18 protein-coding genes are annotated in these 14,656 nt (G+C 67.9%); 8 read left to right on the top strand and 10 right to left on the bottom strand.

The features are described from left to right. Positions 1–33 precede the first annotated feature (33 nt). Positions 34–2,712 (bottom strand): heavy metal translocating P-type ATPase, encoded by a 2,679-nt coding sequence (locus tag M1L36_RS18480; RefSeq protein WP_250875213.1) that lies wholly within the window; start codon positions 2,710–2,712, stop codon positions 34–36. Between the two features lie 139 nt (positions 2,713–2,851). On the opposite strand from M1L36_RS18480, the gene M1L36_RS18475 reads away from it, so the two are divergent. After that, complete coding sequence (locus M1L36_RS18475; protein WP_250875212.1) at positions 2,852–3,049, top strand: heavy-metal-associated domain-containing protein; 198 nt, start codon at positions 2,852–2,854, stop codon at positions 3,047–3,049. Positions 3,050–3,092: 43 nt separating this feature from the next. Here M1L36_RS18475 and M1L36_RS18470 read toward each other — a convergent pair whose 3' ends face one another. Next, complete coding sequence (locus tag M1L36_RS18470) at positions 3,093–3,683, bottom strand: AsnC family transcriptional regulator (RefSeq protein ID WP_250875211.1); 591 nt, start codon at positions 3,681–3,683, stop codon at positions 3,093–3,095. Positions 3,684–3,810: 127 nt separating this feature from the next. Between M1L36_RS18470 and M1L36_RS18465 the strand changes: the two genes are divergently transcribed. Then, positions 3,811–4,611 (top strand): hypothetical protein, encoded by an 801-nt coding sequence (locus M1L36_RS18465; protein WP_250875210.1) that lies wholly within the window; start codon positions 3,811–3,813, stop codon positions 4,609–4,611. A gap of 17 nt (positions 4,612–4,628) precedes the next feature. Here M1L36_RS18465 and M1L36_RS18460 read toward each other — a convergent pair whose 3' ends face one another. Further along, on the bottom strand, positions 4,629–5,216 hold the full coding sequence (locus M1L36_RS18460) for a peroxidase-related enzyme (RefSeq protein WP_250875209.1): 588 nt from the start codon (positions 5,214–5,216) through the stop codon (positions 4,629–4,631). A 90-nt stretch (positions 5,217–5,306) separates the two neighbouring features. Beyond that, positions 5,307–5,444 (bottom strand): hypothetical protein, encoded by a 138-nt coding sequence (locus M1L36_RS18455; RefSeq protein ID WP_250875208.1) that lies wholly within the window; start codon positions 5,442–5,444, stop codon positions 5,307–5,309. Positions 5,445–5,509: 65 nt separating this feature from the next. On the opposite strand from M1L36_RS18455, the gene M1L36_RS18450 reads away from it, so the two are divergent. Continuing rightward, positions 5,510–5,989, top strand: coding sequence for a metal-dependent hydrolase (locus M1L36_RS18450; protein ID WP_250875207.1), 480 nt, complete (start codon positions 5,510–5,512; stop codon positions 5,987–5,989). 28 nt (positions 5,990–6,017) lie between these two features. Here M1L36_RS18450 and M1L36_RS18445 read toward each other — a convergent pair whose 3' ends face one another. The 3 genes from M1L36_RS18445 to M1L36_RS18435 form a co-directional block, all read right to left on the bottom strand. Beyond that, complete coding sequence (locus tag M1L36_RS18445; RefSeq protein WP_250875206.1) at positions 6,018–6,269, bottom strand: MTH865 family protein; 252 nt, start codon at positions 6,267–6,269, stop codon at positions 6,018–6,020. A gap of 136 nt (positions 6,270–6,405) precedes the next feature. Then, on the bottom strand, positions 6,406–6,570 hold the full coding sequence (locus M1L36_RS18440) for a hypothetical protein (RefSeq protein WP_250875205.1): 165 nt from the start codon (positions 6,568–6,570) through the stop codon (positions 6,406–6,408). A gap of 48 nt (positions 6,571–6,618) precedes the next feature. After that, positions 6,619–7,410 carry an HAD-IIA family hydrolase gene (locus tag M1L36_RS18435; protein ID WP_250875204.1) on the bottom strand — a complete coding sequence of 264 codons (792 nt, stop codon included), beginning with the start codon at positions 7,408–7,410 and terminating at the stop codon, positions 6,619–6,621. 121 nt (positions 7,411–7,531) lie between these two features. Here M1L36_RS18435 and M1L36_RS18430 point away from each other — a divergent pair, with 121 nt between their 5' ends. Beyond that, positions 7,532–9,172: a class I adenylate-forming enzyme family protein gene (locus M1L36_RS18430; RefSeq protein WP_250875203.1), complete on the top strand. Its 1,641-nt coding sequence runs from the start codon at positions 7,532–7,534 to the stop codon at positions 9,170–9,172. Positions 9,173–9,231: 59 nt separating this feature from the next. Beyond that, entirely contained in the window at positions 9,232–9,732 is a 501-nt protein-coding gene (locus M1L36_RS18425) for a hypothetical protein (protein ID WP_250875202.1), read from the top strand. Between the two features lie 57 nt (positions 9,733–9,789). Here M1L36_RS18425 and M1L36_RS18420 read toward each other — a convergent pair whose 3' ends face one another. After that, positions 9,790–9,954 carry a hypothetical protein gene (locus M1L36_RS18420; RefSeq protein WP_250875201.1) on the bottom strand — a complete coding sequence of 55 codons (165 nt, stop codon included), beginning with the start codon at positions 9,952–9,954 and terminating at the stop codon, positions 9,790–9,792. A 138-nt stretch (positions 9,955–10,092) separates the two neighbouring features. Between M1L36_RS18420 and M1L36_RS18415 the strand changes: the two genes are divergently transcribed. Then, complete coding sequence (locus M1L36_RS18415; protein ID WP_250875200.1) at positions 10,093–10,485, top strand: hypothetical protein; 393 nt, start codon at positions 10,093–10,095, stop codon at positions 10,483–10,485. A gap of 23 nt (positions 10,486–10,508) precedes the next feature. Here the strand turns inward: M1L36_RS18415 and M1L36_RS18410 are convergent, their stop codons facing one another. Beyond that, positions 10,509–11,675 (bottom strand): acyl-CoA dehydrogenase family protein, encoded by a 1,167-nt coding sequence (locus M1L36_RS18410; protein WP_250875199.1) that lies wholly within the window; start codon positions 11,673–11,675, stop codon positions 10,509–10,511. 181 nt (positions 11,676–11,856) lie between these two features. Between M1L36_RS18410 and M1L36_RS18405 the strand changes: the two genes are divergently transcribed. Both M1L36_RS18405 and M1L36_RS18400 read left to right on the top strand, forming a co-directional pair. Further along, entirely contained in the window at positions 11,857–13,569 is a 1,713-nt protein-coding gene (locus M1L36_RS18405) for an acyl-CoA carboxylase subunit beta (protein ID WP_250875590.1), read from the top strand. Positions 13,570–13,640: 71 nt separating this feature from the next. After that, positions 13,641–13,880, top strand: coding sequence for a hypothetical protein (locus M1L36_RS18400; RefSeq protein WP_250875198.1), 240 nt, complete (start codon positions 13,641–13,643; stop codon positions 13,878–13,880). An 80-nt stretch (positions 13,881–13,960) separates the two neighbouring features. On the opposite strand, the gene udk is transcribed toward M1L36_RS18400, so the two are convergent. After that, the gene (udk, locus tag M1L36_RS18395) at positions 13,961–14,599 is read right to left on the bottom strand and encodes a uridine kinase (RefSeq protein ID WP_250875197.1); all 639 of its coding nucleotides are present in this window, start codon (positions 14,597–14,599) and stop codon (positions 13,961–13,963) included. Between the last annotated feature and the right edge of the window lie 57 nt (positions 14,600–14,656).

Here is a 14,656-nt window from a genome sequence, read left to right as displayed (position 1 = left end):
CTACAGTCAGCGTTCGGTGGGAGACGCGTTCGCTCAGCGCCGGAGGAACCCGAGCAGTCGGTAGTCCTCCTCGGGGTCGTAGCTGCGGAACAGCAGGCTGTTGGTGAGCACGCTGACGCTCGAGAAGGCCATCGCGCCCGCCGCGAGCACCGGTTGGAGCAGGCCGAGGGAGGCGAGCGGAATCATCGCCGTGTTGTAGCCCAGCGCCCAGAACAGGTTCTGCTTGATCTTCGAGAGCGTCCCCTCGGAGATGCGGATGGCGCGGACCACGTCCACCGGGTCGTCGCGCATCAGCGTCACGTCGGCGGCCTCGATGGCGACGTCGGTCCCCGACCCGATGGCGACGCCCACGTACGCGGCCGCCAGTGCGGGCGCGTCGTTGACGCCGTCGCCGACCATCATCGCCTCTCGCCCGTCGGACTGGAACTCCGTGATGGCGTCGGCCTTGTCGCCGGGGAGCACCTCGGCGTGGACGTGCTCGGGGTCGATGCCGACCGTCTCGGCGACGGCGCGGGCGGTCCGCTCGTTGTCGCCGGTGATGAGCCACACGTCGGTCCCGCGCTCGCGGAGCGTCCGGACGGCTTCCTTCGAGGTCTCTTTGACGGTGTCGGCGTTGGCGAGGACCCCGACGACCTGACCGTCGTTCGCGCCCGCGGGCACGCTCGCCACGAACATCGCCGTCTTCCCCTCGGATTCGAGACGCTCGGCGGTCTCCTCGGCGGGAGCGACGTCGATACCGGCGTCGGCGAGCAGTTTACGGTTGCCGACGAGCACCTCGCGGTCCTCGACGGTCGCGCGGACGCCGTGACCGGGGACGTTCTCGAAGGAGTCGGGGCTGACGAGGTCGACGCTGCGTTCCTCGGCCCCCTCGACGATGGCCCGCGCGAGCGGGTGTTCGCTGTCGCGTTCGGCGCTGGCGGCGAGGCGGAGCAGTTCGGCGTCGTCCAGCGACTCGTCGGCGTGTTCGAGTTGCCCGCCGTCGGCCGCCGTCGCGGCGTCGGCGTCACCGCCGTCGCTACGAGCGCCGACGGCCACGACGTCGGTCAGTTCCATCTCGCCTTTCGTCAGCGTGCCCGTCTTGTCGAACACGACGGTGTCGACGTCGCGGACGCGTTCGAGCACGTCACCGCCCTTGAACAGCACGCCGTTCTGTGCGCCGATGGTGGTGCCGACCATCGTCGCGGCGGGCGTCGCGAGTCCGAGCGCACAGGGACACGCGATGAGCACCGCACTGGCGAACACGACGACCGAGAACTCGAACGCCGAGATACCGGCCGCGCCCGTCGCGGCGGCGGCCGGGCCACCTCCCACGAGACGCCACAGCGGGAGGGCGTCGACGACTCCCGCGAGCGCCTCGGGGAACAGGTACCAGACGGCCGCCCAGAACAGCGCGTTGAGGATGACCGCGGGGACGAAGTACGCGCTGATGCGGTCGGCGACGCGCTGGATGTCGGGCTGACGGGACTGGGCATCCCGGACCTGCTCGACGATCTGCTGGAGCGCGGTGTCGGCCCCGACCTTCGTCGCGCGGACGACGAGTGCGCCGTTCTGGTTGACCGTCGCCCCGACGACCTCGTCGCCGGGCGCTTTCTCGACGGGGACGGACTCGCCGGTCACCATCGACTCGTCGACGGCGGACTCGCCCTCGACGACCTCGGCGTCGGTCGGCACCTTCTCGCCGGGACGAACCTTCAGGTAGTCGCCCTCCTGCACCTCGTCGAGCGGGACCTCGCGTTCGTCGCTCGCACCCGACTCTTCCGAGTAGTCCACCACGGTCGCGGTGTCGGCTTCGAGTTCGAGCAGGCGCTTGAGCGCCGCGCCGGCCTGGCTCTTCGAGCGGGCTTCGAGGTAGTTGCCCAGCGTGATGAACACGAGGATGAGCGCGGCGGTGTCGAAGTACAGCCCCGCCTGCGCGATGAGGCCCGCGAGCGCCGCGACGGAGTAGAGGTACGCCGTCGAAGAGCCGAGCGCGATGAGCACGTCCATGTTCGCGGCCCGGTTGCGGACGACCGCCTTGTAGGAGTTGACGTAGAACTCCCGGCCGAGGACGACCTGGACTGGCGTCGCTAGCGCGAACGCGACCCACCCCATCGCGAGGTCCGTGCCGGGGATGGTCTCGGGGAGCGTCCCCGGTGCGAACAGTTCGAGCACCATCATCCCGAGCAGCGGCAGCGACAGCGCCGCACCGAACAGGACGAGGTTCCGCTGGTGGCGGACCTCGGCGCGGCGCGCGGCGTCGGCGCGACTCTCGGTGTCACCGTCTTCGTCCGTCCCGCTCCCGTCCGCACCGTCGTCGCGGACCGGGGAGTAGCCTGCCCGCTCGATGGCGTCGTAGAGGTCCGACCGCGAGGCCTCCTCGGGGTTGTACCGGACCCGCCCCTCGTCGGTGGCGAAGTTGACGTCCGCCGAAATCACGCCGGGCGTGTCCAGCAGCGACTCGCCGACCGCCTGCGAGCAGTTCGCACACGACATGTCGGTGACGGTGACGCGGACGGTGTCGTCGACGGCGGCGTACCCCGCGTCGTCGACGGCGTCGTAGACGTCGGCCAGCGACGTGACCTCGGGGTCGTACTCGACGGTCCCCTCGTCGGTGGCGAAGTTGACGTTCGCCTCCCTCACCCCCTCCAGCGATTCGAGCGCCTCGGTCACCGATGACGAGCAGTTCGCACAGCTCATCCCGGTTATCGCGAGGCGTTCGCGGCGGTAGCTCATACTGGACTAGACGGGACCGAGGTTCAACCGGATTGTGACTTCGATTGTATCGCCGAGAAGTGCTCGAACTTACGATTCCAAACTCTATCGTCGCGACGTATCGTGCAGGTACAAGTGTCTGTGGCTGCAATCGACACGCATGGCGAAGACACTCACCGTCACCGGGATGAGCTGTGGACACTGCGAGCAGAGCGTCGAGGAGGCGCTGGAGGCCGTCGACGGCGTCGAGTCAGCGAGTGCCGACAACGAAGCCGAGACGGCGACCGTCGAGGGCGAGGCCGACACCGATGCGCTCGTCGCCGCCGTCGAAGGTGCGGGCTACGACGCCAGCGCGTAACGACCGACGACGTCGCTGGTGCGCCTTCTCTCGACCGCTCGACCTACACCCCTGACTCCAGTTCCTCGTAGCGCTCTTCGAACCGCCCCGCACACGACGAGCAACAGAAGTGGTACGACTCGCCGCCGAGGGTCAGCGTCTCGCCTTCGGCGGTCACCGTGTTGCCACACTCGGCGCACTCGGGGGCGAACTCCGCCGCGCCGAGGCCGGGCGACCACGACGTCGCGGTGAGCAACGACACCGCCAGGTCGCGCACCGCGTCGTAGTCGATGGTCTCCTCCAGGTAGCCACGCACGTCGCCGTCGGGGATGCGGAGCGAGGCGACCAACGACCCCTCGGCCGTCGTGAACACGTGTTCGACCGCCTCGTCGCCGACGAGCGCCGCACGCGTCGTCTCGACGGTGTTCGGCGCGAGGTCGAGCGTGACGAGGACGGAGACGCCGTCGCGCAGTCGCGAGCGGTCGACGTCCGCGGTGAACCGCCGGACGACGCCCCACTCCTGGAGGCGTGAGACGCGGTCGGAGACCGCCGGCGGCGAGAGGTCGACGGCCGCCGCGATGTCGCTGTACGGTCGTCGACCGTCCTCGACCAGCAGTCGCAGGATGGTCCGGTCGATGTCGTCGAGGTCGGGCATACCCCTCGGTAGGTGCTTTGGTCGCAACAGGGTTTCGGCGATTCGAGTTTCGATTCGAAAGCGACTGCCGTGAGACGTCGAGTCACGCCCCCGATGCACTGATGCGGACGACCCGTCAGTGAGCCGTATGGTCGGTCCCGTCTCGCTCTACCCGACGGACTTCGCGGACGAACGGTCGCGGCTGAGCTACTACTGGTCGCGGCTGTCGGCGCTCGACGTGCCGGTGCCCGAGACCGAGTTCGTCGCGCTGGAGGAGACCGACGACGCCCACGGCTACGCGTGGGACACCGACGCGATTCTCGCGTTCATGGCCGACCACGACCTCGACCGGGCGTTCGTCCGCACGGAGCGGAAGGCCGCCACCGTCAGACTCCGCGAGGGGTCGTTCGTCTCCGAACCGACGCCCGAGGTGGTCGACGACGTCGTCTCGTCGCTCCTCTCGCAGAACGACGCGCAGTGGTGGCCCCACGGCGGCGGCCTCGTCGTCCGCGAGTGGCTGGACCTCGCGTTCTGCCCGCACCCGACCCACGGCTGTCGACCGAGCGTCCGGTTCTTCGTCGACGACGGGGCGGTCCTCGGACAGACGCCGGCGTCGCCGAATCGGTCGTTCACCTGTGGCGACCACTACGACTACCTCGCAGAACGCCTCGACGGCGTGTCGTTCGACCGGCCCCGTGCGTACGCCGAGCGAATCGCCCCGGCGTTCCCCGAGGCGACGTGGGCCGTGGACTTCGACATGGCGACCGACGGGACGTGGTACTGCACGGAGTTCAACTTCAACGGCGTCTACTGGAACCGCCACGAGGAGCGGTGGTGGAACATGGCCGGACAGGGCGACAACCTTCCGTTCAGTCCCGTCGAGATGCACTCGGCCGCGCTGTGGGGCGTCCGTCCGGAGAAGAGCGGTCCCGCCGGGCGTTTCTGGTAGCGGTCTCTCCGTGGGGACTACTCCCGTTGCTCGCGGCCCAGCGTGTAGAACTCCTCGTTGGGTCGCATGTCGCTGACGACGGCCATCCGGTTCGAGAGGTTGTAGAACCCGACGACGCTCGCGATGTCCCAGATGGCCTCGTCGGAGAACCCGTGTTGGCGGAGCGTCGCGAGGTCCTCCTCGTCGACGCGGCCCGGCGACTCAGTGAGTTTCACCGCGAAGTCGAGCATCGCACGGTGGGTCGGGTTGAGGTCGGCGGCGCGGTGGTTCGTCGCCAGTTGGTCGGCGAGTTTCGGGTCCCCCGCGTAGATACGGACGAGCGCGCCGTGGGCGACGACGCAGTACAGACAGTCGTTGACGCCCGAGACCGTGACGACGAGCATCTCTATCTCCTCGCGTTCGAGGGCGGTGTCCTCGACGAGCGCGTCGTGGTACTCGAAGAACGCTCGGAAGTGACTCGGCTTGTAGCCCATCGCCGAGAAGACGTTGGGGGTGAACCCCGCGCGGTCGGTCTCCTCGTCGATGCGCTCGCGGAGGTCCGCGGGAAGGTCGTCGGACGCGGGTACCGGGAAGTTCCGCATCGCTGGCTCGGTGTCGTCGCTCATGTCCCGGTGGTGAACGGGGGAGGCCAAAGCTCTAGGTCCGACGGTCGTCCGGTGGCCCTCCAGTGGCTGTCCGGAGCGCGCTCTCGACGGTCAGTTCAGCCAGTCGAGCAGGCCCCGCCGACTCATCGCGTAGAGGACGCCGTAGCCGACGAGGCCGGCGGCGAAGACGAGAGCGGGGATGAGGAACGCGCCGTAGGTCTCCAGAATCGACGCGACGGTGTCTTGCATACGGGAGCCTCGGCCGGCGTCGAGAAAAACGGACCGTTGATGACGCTCGGGTCGTCACCTCGTCCATGCTCAAGGAGGGCCACTGGGGTGTGGCGCTGGTCTGTTACGCGCCGGTCGGGTGGCTGTTGCTCGACGCTCGCCCGGGGCTGGCGCTCGCGGGCGGTATCGGCGTCCTCGCACTGGCGCGACTGCCCGACGTCGACCTGCGACTGCCGTTCGTCCCCCATCGAGGGCCGACGCACACGCTCGCGTTCGCGCTCGCCGTCGGCGGGGTGCTGGCGGGTGCGGCGACTCTGCTCGCGAACCAGTTGCCACCGTCGCTCGCCGCGCCGTGGCTCGTCCCGTTCGCCGGGTTCGTCGGGGTGTTCGGCATCCTGACGCACCTCGCGGGGGACGTCGTGACGCCGTCGGGCGTCCCGCTGTTGTGGCCGTTGTCGGGACGACGGTTCTCGCTGGGGCTGGTCCGAGCGAGCAACACCGTCGCGAACTGGGGGGCGCTGGCGCTGGGGGCGTTCGCGACGGCGCTGGCGGTCCTGGTGCGCTGAAAAATCGGAGGCTGTCGTGACCGGCGACTCAGAAGTGGCCCTGGTCTTCGAGCTGGTCCATGACGTCGTCGACGAAGGCCTCGGGGGACTCGTACGGGAAGTCGCCGCCACCGAGCTTCGTGTTCAGCTCCATCGCGGTCATCGAGAAGTCACCGGACTCGAAGCGCGTCGAGGGACCGTTCGGGAGCGCCGGGACGAGGTCCATCGGGCTGTTGATGGGGTAGTCCGCACCTTCGAACGCGTCGATCATCTGCTGACGGAGTTCTTCTTTGTCTGCCATGTGACACCGACACAGAACACCGTCGGGCACAAAAAACCGTATGGAACCGCGGACCCCCCGCGGAGAGTTTATCGGACGGGCGAGAGTGGCCGTACCGGCGGACGACGCGGCCGGCCGGGTGGTGGCGGTCGGTCGCTCACTCCTCGTCCTGTTGGGCCTGGTAGCCGTGGTAGCTCATCGCCGAACCGTCGACGATGACGGTCTCGCGGCTGACGTCGGGCGTCTCGACGAACTCCACTTCCTCCTCTTCTTCCTCCTCGTCGACCTCGCCGAAGAGGTACGGGCTGTCTGGGTTCCTCATGGTCGTGTGAAGCACACGCTCGTATAAAAAGCTATGTCAGACAGTAACTCACAAGACCGTTCCGAGCGAACCCAGGTGTTCGAAGACGTGGTCGGGGGTCGGGTGAGCGTCGGCGTCGCGGGCGTCGTACTGCGCTCGCGAGGTGCTGCCCGAGAGGACGAGCGCCGTCAGCATCCCGCCGCGCACACCGAGGGCGACGTCGGTGTCGAGGCGGTCCCCGACGACGAGACAGTGTTCCGGCGCGCAGTCGAGACGCTCGCGAATCGCCGCCAGCGTCTCCGGGGAGGGCTTTCCGAACTCGTGGTCCGGGTCGCGAGCGGCGACCCCCCCGACCGCACGCGTGATGGCACCCGACCCGGGCCGGTCCCGCCCGTCCGCGCTCGGGTACGTGAGGTCGGGGTCCGTCCCGACGAACGTCTCGGTGCTCCGGAGCGCCCACAGCCCCTCGGTCAGCGCCTCGTAGTCGAAGCCGTAGGTATGGGACGTGACGACCACCTCGGCCGCGCCGGGGTCGTCGGTCAGCGCCACCCCGACCGCCCGCAACTGCTCGCGCAACCCGTCGCTCCCGACGACGAACGTGGCCTCGCCGTCGTGGTTCGCCGCGAGGTACCGAGCGGTCACCGACCCGGCCGACAGCACCCGGTCGGCAGTCACGTCCAGTCCGAACTCGCCCAGTCGACGAGCGTACTCTGCGGGCGAGCGCGTCGGGTTGTTCGTTACGAACAGGGGGTCGACGCCGTGGTCGCGAAGCGCCGCGACTCCCTCGCGCGCCCCGTCGACGAGGCTGTCGCCTCGGTAGACGGTCCCGTCCAGGTCGACGACCGCACCGCGTACGTCCATACCGGTGAGACGGACGACGACCGCATAACCGCCCCGGTGAGCGGTGGTAGCTCTCGACCGACCAACGGTTACCAACGGTGTGAACGTTTATGTAAGCTCACGAACAGCGTCAAACGACACCATGGAACTCTACCGAGGCGAACCACTCCGGCACCTGGGTGACCTGCCCGCGATGGCGGCCGACCGCTACGGCGAGAAACCGGCGTTCAGTTTCTACGCCGACGAACTGTCGTTCGCGGCCCTCGAAGAGCGCTCGAACCGCATGGCGAACGTGCTCCTCGACCGTGGACTGTCTCCGGGCGACCGGGTCGGCGTGATGATTCCGAACACCAACGAGTTCCCCGTCGCGTACTTCGGGGCCATCAAGGCTGGCGGGGTACCGACGCCGCTCAACCTCCGGATGGACCCCGAGACGCTCGTGTTCGTGCTGAACGACGCGGGGGCGAACCACCTGCTCGGCTCCCAACTCATCGCGGACCAGGTCGGCCAGCTCGCCGCGGCCGCCGAGGTCGAACACACGCTCGTCGCGGGTGGCGGGGAGGGACTGGAGGACCTGGAGGTCGCGCTCTCGGACGCGTCGCCGGACCTCGACCGACCAGAACGCGCGTACGACGACGTGGCCTGCCAGCCCTACACCTCGGGAACGACCGGCCGTCCCAAGGGCGTGATGCTCACCCACGAGAACCTGCTGACGACCATCGAAGCGTACGACAAGGGCGGCCTGGCAATCGACCCCGAGGACTCGTTCCTGCTCGTCCTCCCGCTGTTCCACATCTACGCGCTCAACGCGCTGATGGGGACAGGCATCTACTCGGGGACGACGATGTACCTCCAGCCGACGCCCGAACCCGTCCCGATGCTCCGGGCTATCGAGGACGAGGGCATCACGAAGTTCGCGGGCGTTCCGGCGATGTACACGATGATGTTCAGGGAGTACCGCCAGAACCCCGAAGAGTACGACCTCTCGTCACTCGAGAGCGTGACGTGCGCGGCCGCGCCGTTGGCCGACGAGACCCGCCGCACCATCGAGGAGGCGTGGGACGTCCCGATGGTCGAGGGGTGGGGGATGACCGAGACCGCCCCCGCGGGCACCGTCGAACCCTCCCGCGGCGTGCGGAAGGCCGCTGGCTGTGTCGGGCCGCCCGTCTACAACGTCGAACTCAAGATTACGAACCCGGAGACACGCGAGACCATCGTCGCGCCCGAGGACCTCTCGCCGCACCCGAACCCCGACATCGACTTCGACGACCACGACGCCGTGACGGGGGAGATCGCCATCCGCGGGCCGAACGTGTTCGAGGGCTACTACAACCGCCCCGACAAGACCGACCAGGTGTTCGACGACGACGGCTGGTTCTACACCGAGGACGTCGCGCGCGTCGACCGCGACGGCTACTTCTGGATCGTCGACCGCGCCGACGACATGATCATCGCCGGTGGAGAGAACATCTACCCCGCCGAGGTCGAGAACGCGCTGTACGAACACCCAGCGGTCGCCGAGGCGGCCGTCGTCGGCGTTTCCCACGAGACGAAGGGCGAAGCCCCCGTCGCGTTCGTCGTGCTGGAAGAAGGCGAGGAGGTCTCGGAGACCGACCTGCGGCGGTTCACGCTCGACCACCTCGCGACGTACGCCCACCCCCGACGGGTGTTCTTCGTTGACGAACTCCCCCGCAGCGCGACCCAGAAGGTCCAGCGGTACAAACTGGAGGAGGAGGCGGACCAGCACCTTGACGGGCCGCTCTCCCCGAGCGAGGAGTTGTAGAGTAGCCCGACTGTCTCCAGAACGAACTATTTTTCTTCGGCCCTGACCACGACGAGTCGATGCCCTCTAGGACCGACGCGACCGGCGACGTCGACGAGACGGACGACCCCGTCTACCGCTGGGTTCGGGCGTTCGGGACGGTCCTCCTCGCTTTCCTCGCGTACCTGGTGATACTCGGGCCCGTCGTCGCCACGGTCCTCGGACTCCCGCCCGACGCGGCGAGCGCGGTGGGGCCAGCGACCGACCGCACCACCGAAGGGCCGGCGGACCTGCTCCGCGAGAACGGCGCTCTCGTCCTCCACGGACTCCCGACGCTCGCCGCCGTCGGCCACGTCGCACTCGGCGTCCGCCTTCGTCCGCTCGGCCTGTTCGTCCTCGCCCAGGTCTGCGTGGGCTTCGCCGTCCTCGTGGTCGGTCTCCTCCTCGGTGGACTGACCGGTGGCGGAGTCGGACTCCCCGGGACGATGTCGCTGGCCGCCTCCTACCTCGTGCCGCTCTGGTACGTCCGGCGCGACCGGTCGAGTGCCCCGGCGGGTGCCACACCGGACGGGTCGGAGTGACCGCCTCGGTCGCGCCGCTCCGTGGCGATGCCGTCGGGTCGAAAGCTCGCTCTCAGTCTACAGTCCGCGCAGGCCACCGGGGGTCGGGATGTAGAACGGTGGCTCCTCTTCGGCGTCGGGTTCGGCGTCGTTCTCCGGCGTCTCCTCGGCCTCGGCGTCGGGTTCGGTCTCGAGGTCCGATTCGTTCGCGTCCTCGGGTTCTGGGATGACGGTCTCGGGCATACGACTCGTCGTTTCGATTACACTCGTAAAAGCGTTTGTTGACATGACCTATGTTCTCACACGGTCGACTCTACTGTATAAGGACATCCAAGGTCAGTGTCGAAACTTGTTTCAATCCGTGACCGTATTTTCGACCGAATGGTCACTCCGCGTGCGGCGCTGTACCACGCCGCACGAGCGGTGCTCGCCGCCGGATGCGTGTTCGCCCTCCTCGTCCCCGCGACGAACGTGCTGACCGGGGGGCTCTCGGACGCCTGGGTGGGTCCGCTCGTGCGAGTGTTGGTGGCCGCGTCGATCCCCGTCGGCGTTCGTATCGCCATCCACCCCGGTGGGTTCGAGCGACTGTGGGACCTGACGCTGTGGACGTACGCGTTCTCGCTCGCCGGTGCGCTCGTCCTCGCGGTGCCGGAACTGCTGTTGAGCGACGCCGACACCGTCGGCCGGTGGAGCCTCCCGGTCGTCGCGACGGCGTACGTCGGTGCGTACGTCGTGGTGTTTCGGACCGCGAGGCCACTCTCGACCGACGAGTGACGACCGAGGAGAGCGCCACCGAGCTAGTAGCTCCGGGGAAGACCGAGGTGGTGTTCGCCGATGTAGTTCTTCGCCATCTGGTTCGTGACCGGTGCGACCTGCGTCAGGCGCATGTTCTGCCAGATGTCGTACACCTCGTACTCGCGGGTGAATCCGTTGCCGCCGTGGGTTTGGATGGCACGGTCGGCGGCCTCGGTGCCGAACTCGCTGGTGAGCAGTTTCGCGGCGTTGGCCTCCATCCCGCAGTCCTCACCGTCGTCCCACAGTCGGGCAGCTTTGTAGAGAATCTCACGTGAGGCCAGCAGTTTCGCGTACGACTCGGCCAGCGGGTGCTGGATGGCCTGGTGAGCACCGATGGGTTTGCCGAACACCTCGCGCTCGCAGGCGTAGTCGACCGCGAGGTCCACGGCTCGAAGCCCACCACCGAGCGAGGAGGCCGCCCCCGCGATACGCTCGGTGTTGAGCGTGTCCCAGAGCATGTAGAGGCCGCCGTCCTCCTCGCCGAGGATGTCCTCTTCGTGGACGCGAAGCCCGTCGATGTCGACCTGGTACTGTTTCTCGAACCAGGGCAGAGCGACGTCGACCGTCGACAGCGAGATGGCATCGCGCTCGGCCGGGTCGTCGACGAGGAACATCGAGACGCCGTGGGTCGGGTTCGACCGGTCGAACTCGCTGGTCCGGGCGATAAGCAACATCGTGTCGGCGTTCTCGACGCCGGATATCCACATCTTCTGACCGGAGACGACGTACTCGTCGCCCTCCTTCTCCGCGCGGGTCTCGATGTTGAGCGTGTTCGTCCCGGCGTGGGCCTCGGTCAAGCCCATGCAGAAGCGCATGTCGCCAGAGGCGATCTTCGGGAGGTAGTGCTGTTTCTGCTCCTCGGTTCCGTGGCGAGTGACGCCGATACCGCCGAAGACGGGGGTGAGGACAAACACGATGCCGCCCTGCCCGCCGCCCCGCGACAGTTCCTCGACGATGATGGTCATCTCCTCCATCCCCATCCCCTCGCCGCCGTACTCCTCGGGAATGGCGACGCCCAGCCAGCCGTCGTCGGCGAGCGCCTGCCAGTACTCCTCGGGGAACTGCTTCTCGTCGACGTGCTCGCGCCAGTACTCGCGGTCGAAGTCGCTCGCGATGCCCCGCACCGACTCGCGGATGAGGCCGTGGAGCTCCTCGTTGTCGCTCGCCATACACGTTCGCCGGGCCACGTGCTAATGACGATTGTGGTGACACGACCCACGGGCCGCGGGGCCGTCCCCCATAGCTATTTGCCATCCGGGCGACGTGTCCGACCATGACGCGACCAACGCCCTCCCCGACGCCATCACGACCGACGGCCGGCCCCGCGCGGGGAGCGCTGGGGTGGTCGACATGGAGATAACGGTCCGGGGCGACACCGACGAGGAGACCGCCAGGGTCATCGCGACGGCACTCGCCGAACACCTCGGTCGACCGGTCGAACTCGTCGCGGACGACGGCCCAGTCGCCGCGGCGGGCGACGAGTCGTGGGACGACGGCGACCACGTCGTCACCGACCGCGAGGACCGCCTGCGCACGGACATCGAGCGCGTGCTCTCGGGTGGTCCCGAGCGCGGTCACGAGAAGATAGACGCCCTCGGCAAACTGTTCGTCCGCGAGCGCATCGACCGCATCTTCGACGAGGTGACCTACGAGGACGGCACGTTCGCCAGGTTCGACTCGGGCGACGCCGACCAACTGGAGTTCCCCGCCGACGGTCTCCTGACCGGGGTCGGACACATCCACGACCGCGAGGTGTTCTTCGCGGCCAACGACTACACCGTCAAGGCTGGCTCGCTCGGACAGATGGGCGTCGAGAAGGAGATTCGCCTCGCCGAACGCGCCGTCGAGGCGGGCGCACCCATCCTCCGACTCATCGACTCGACGGGTGCGCGTCTCGACGCCGATGAGCGCGAGAAGGGCGGGTCGCACATGGACCGCTACCGTGGCGGGCGGATGTTCTACAACCAGTGTATCCACTCCGGGCAGGTGCCCCAGATCGGCGTCCTCTACGGCCCCGACATCGCCGGGAGCGCCTACACGCCCGTGTTCTGTGACTACCTCGTGATGGTCGAGGAGATTTCGGGGATGGCTATCGCCTCCCCGCGTATCGTCGAGGCGATGACCGGCGAGGCGGTGACGATGCAGCAGTTGGGCGGCCCCGACGTCCACGCCACCCAGTCGGGGAGCGCCGACCTCGTGGTCCCCGACGAGGACGCCGCCGCCACCGCCGTCCGTGACCTGCTGGGGTACCTCCCCCAGACGTTCGACGCCGACCTCCCGACTCGCACCCCGAAACCGCCCGCCGCGAACCCGAAGGGGCTGGACGCGGTCATCCCGGAGGAGCCGAACAGGGCGTACGACGTCCACGAGGTCATCGACCGCCTCGTCGACCGCGACTCGTGGTTCGAACTCAAACCCCGCTTCGCGCCGGAACTCGTGACGGGGTACGCTCGCATCGAGGGCCGGCCGGTCGGAATCGTCGCCAACCAACCCAACCACGTCTCGGGAGCCATCTTCCCCGACAGCGCCGAGAAGGGCGCGGAGTTCGTCTGGATCTGCGACGCCTACGGCATTCCCCTGATTTACCTCTGTGACACGCCGGGGTTCATGGTCGGCTCCGCCGTCGAACGCGACGGCATCCTCCAGCGCGGTCGGAAGTTCATCTACGCCACCTCGAACGCCCAGGTGCCGAAGTTCTGCGTCATCACCCGGAAGGCGTACGGCGCGGGCATCTACGCGATGTGTGGGCCGTCGTTCGGTCCCGACGCGACGCTCGCGCTCCCCTCCGCCGAGATTTCGGTGATGGGGCCGGACGCCGCCGTCCACGCACTGTTCGGCGGCCAGTTGGCGGAGATGGACGGCGAAGCCCGAGAACAGTTCGTCGAGAGCGCGAAGGCGGAGTTCCAGAAGTTCGTCGACGTCCGCGCGCAGGCCGCGACGATGCAGGTCGACGAACTCCTCCCGGCGGGCGACCTGCGCGACCAACTCGCCGCTCGCCTCCGTGCGTTTCGGAACAAACGACGGACTGAACGTGACCGCCACCACGGCACCGTTCTGTTCTGAGTGGAGATGTCCCCGGCCGGCACTGTCCGCTGGCCGGAACGGTTATCGTTCGGACGCCAAATCTGAACTGTATGTCGCCGTACACTCCTCTCCAGTTGTACGAACGCGGTCCGCCGTGGCTACAGTACCTCCCACTGGCTATCCTCGGATTCCTCGGCCTCTCGCTCCTCGTGACCGTGTTCAGTTTCCGTGGCCCCGGCATCGCCGTCTGGTTCGGCATGCTCTACCAACTCTTCTGGGCCGGTGTCGCGCTGTACGTCGTCTACCTGCTCTACCGGTTCGTCGCCGCCGTCGAGCGGATGGCCGACTGACCGGGCGAGAGCGGTGGCGTCGATATTCTCCCGTTCCGTCGAACGGGGACGGCGGTAGGGTATCGAGAGAAGGGACGGAGTCAGTCCGCCAGCGCGCCGTCGTGTTCGCGCATCTCGGCGTGAATCTTCTTGATGAGCAGGTCCACCGCAGAGCGGTTGAGGCCTTCGGGGATGATGATGTCGGCGTGTTTCTTCGTCGGTTCGATGAACTGCTCGTGCATCGGTTTCACCGTCCCGAGGTACTGGTCCATCACGCCCTCCAGTTCGCGGCCGCGTTCGATGACGTCACGCTGGATGCGCCGGAGGATGCGCACGTCGGCGTCCGTCTGGACGTAGACACAGAGGTCCATCAGTTCGCGCAGGTCGGCCTCGTACAGCGAGAGGATGCCCTCGACGACGATGACCGTCGACGGTTCGACGGTCACTCGCTCGGGGTCGCGGTTGTGCGCCGAGAAGTCGTACTGGGGCATCTCGATGGTCTCCCCGCGCATCAACGCGGCGACGTGGTCGGCCAGCAGGTCCCACTCGAACGCCGAGGGGTGGTCGTAGTTGACCTCCTCGCGTTCGGCCATCGGGAGGTGCGAGAGGTCCCGGTAGTAGTTGTCCAGCGGGATTCGCGTGACGGCCTCCCCGACGGCCTCCTTCACCTCGCGTGCCACGGCGGTCTTGCCGGCCCCCGTGCCCCCCGCGATGCCGATGACGAACGACGGCTGCGTCATTGCCCACAGTGACGGCCCCGAACGCTTGAATCGCTCGGGTTCCGTCGCTGTCACCAC

Source organism: Halomarina rubra (genome assembly GCF_023699475.1).
In the GTDB taxonomy this organism is placed as follows: Archaea; Halobacteriota; Halobacteria; order Halobacteriales; family Haloarculaceae; genus Halomarina; species Halomarina rubra.
The sequence above is the reverse complement of the archived record's forward strand: the minus strand, read 5'-3'. Positions and strand labels throughout refer to the sequence as shown.

Excerpts from the sequence above, each read along its gene's own strand:
- M1L36_RS18480 (WP_250875213.1), bottom strand. The coding sequence starts at position 2,712 with ATGAGCTACCGCCGCGAACGCCTCGCGATAACCGGGATGAGCTGTGCG.
- M1L36_RS18475 (WP_250875212.1), top strand. The coding sequence starts at position 2,852 with ATGGCGAAGACACTCACCGTCACCGGGATGAGCTGTGGACACTGCGAG.
- M1L36_RS18470 (WP_250875211.1), bottom strand. The coding sequence starts at position 3,683 with ATGCCCGACCTCGACGACATCGACCGGACCATCCTGCGACTGCTGGTC.
- M1L36_RS18465 (WP_250875210.1), top strand. The coding sequence starts at position 3,811 with ATGGTCGGTCCCGTCTCGCTCTACCCGACGGACTTCGCGGACGAACGG.
- M1L36_RS18460 (WP_250875209.1), bottom strand. The coding sequence starts at position 5,216 with ATGAGCGACGACACCGAGCCAGCGATGCGGAACTTCCCGGTACCCGCG.
- M1L36_RS18455 (WP_250875208.1), bottom strand. The coding sequence starts at position 5,444 with ATGCAAGACACCGTCGCGTCGATTCTGGAGACCTACGGCGCGTTCCTC.
- M1L36_RS18450 (WP_250875207.1), top strand. The coding sequence starts at position 5,510 with ATGCTCAAGGAGGGCCACTGGGGTGTGGCGCTGGTCTGTTACGCGCCG.
- M1L36_RS18445 (WP_250875206.1), bottom strand. The coding sequence starts at position 6,269 with ATGGCAGACAAAGAAGAACTCCGTCAGCAGATGATCGACGCGTTCGAA.
- M1L36_RS18440 (WP_250875205.1), bottom strand. The coding sequence starts at position 6,570 with ATGAGGAACCCAGACAGCCCGTACCTCTTCGGCGAGGTCGACGAGGAG.
- M1L36_RS18435 (WP_250875204.1), bottom strand. The coding sequence starts at position 7,410 with ATGGACGTACGCGGTGCGGTCGTCGACCTGGACGGGACCGTCTACCGA.
- M1L36_RS18430 (WP_250875203.1), top strand. The coding sequence starts at position 7,532 with ATGGAACTCTACCGAGGCGAACCACTCCGGCACCTGGGTGACCTGCCC.
- M1L36_RS18425 (WP_250875202.1), top strand. The coding sequence starts at position 9,232 with ATGCCCTCTAGGACCGACGCGACCGGCGACGTCGACGAGACGGACGAC.
- M1L36_RS18420 (WP_250875201.1), bottom strand. The coding sequence starts at position 9,954 with ATGCCCGAGACCGTCATCCCAGAACCCGAGGACGCGAACGAATCGGAC.
- M1L36_RS18415 (WP_250875200.1), top strand. The coding sequence starts at position 10,093 with ATGGTCACTCCGCGTGCGGCGCTGTACCACGCCGCACGAGCGGTGCTC.
- M1L36_RS18410 (WP_250875199.1), bottom strand. The coding sequence starts at position 11,675 with ATGGCGAGCGACAACGAGGAGCTCCACGGCCTCATCCGCGAGTCGGTG.
- M1L36_RS18405 (WP_250875590.1), top strand. The coding sequence starts at position 11,857 with ATGGAGATAACGGTCCGGGGCGACACCGACGAGGAGACCGCCAGGGTC.
- M1L36_RS18400 (WP_250875198.1), top strand. The coding sequence starts at position 13,641 with ATGTCGCCGTACACTCCTCTCCAGTTGTACGAACGCGGTCCGCCGTGG.
- udk (WP_250875197.1), bottom strand. The coding sequence starts at position 14,599 with ATGACGCAGCCGTCGTTCGTCATCGGCATCGCGGGGGGCACGGGGGCC.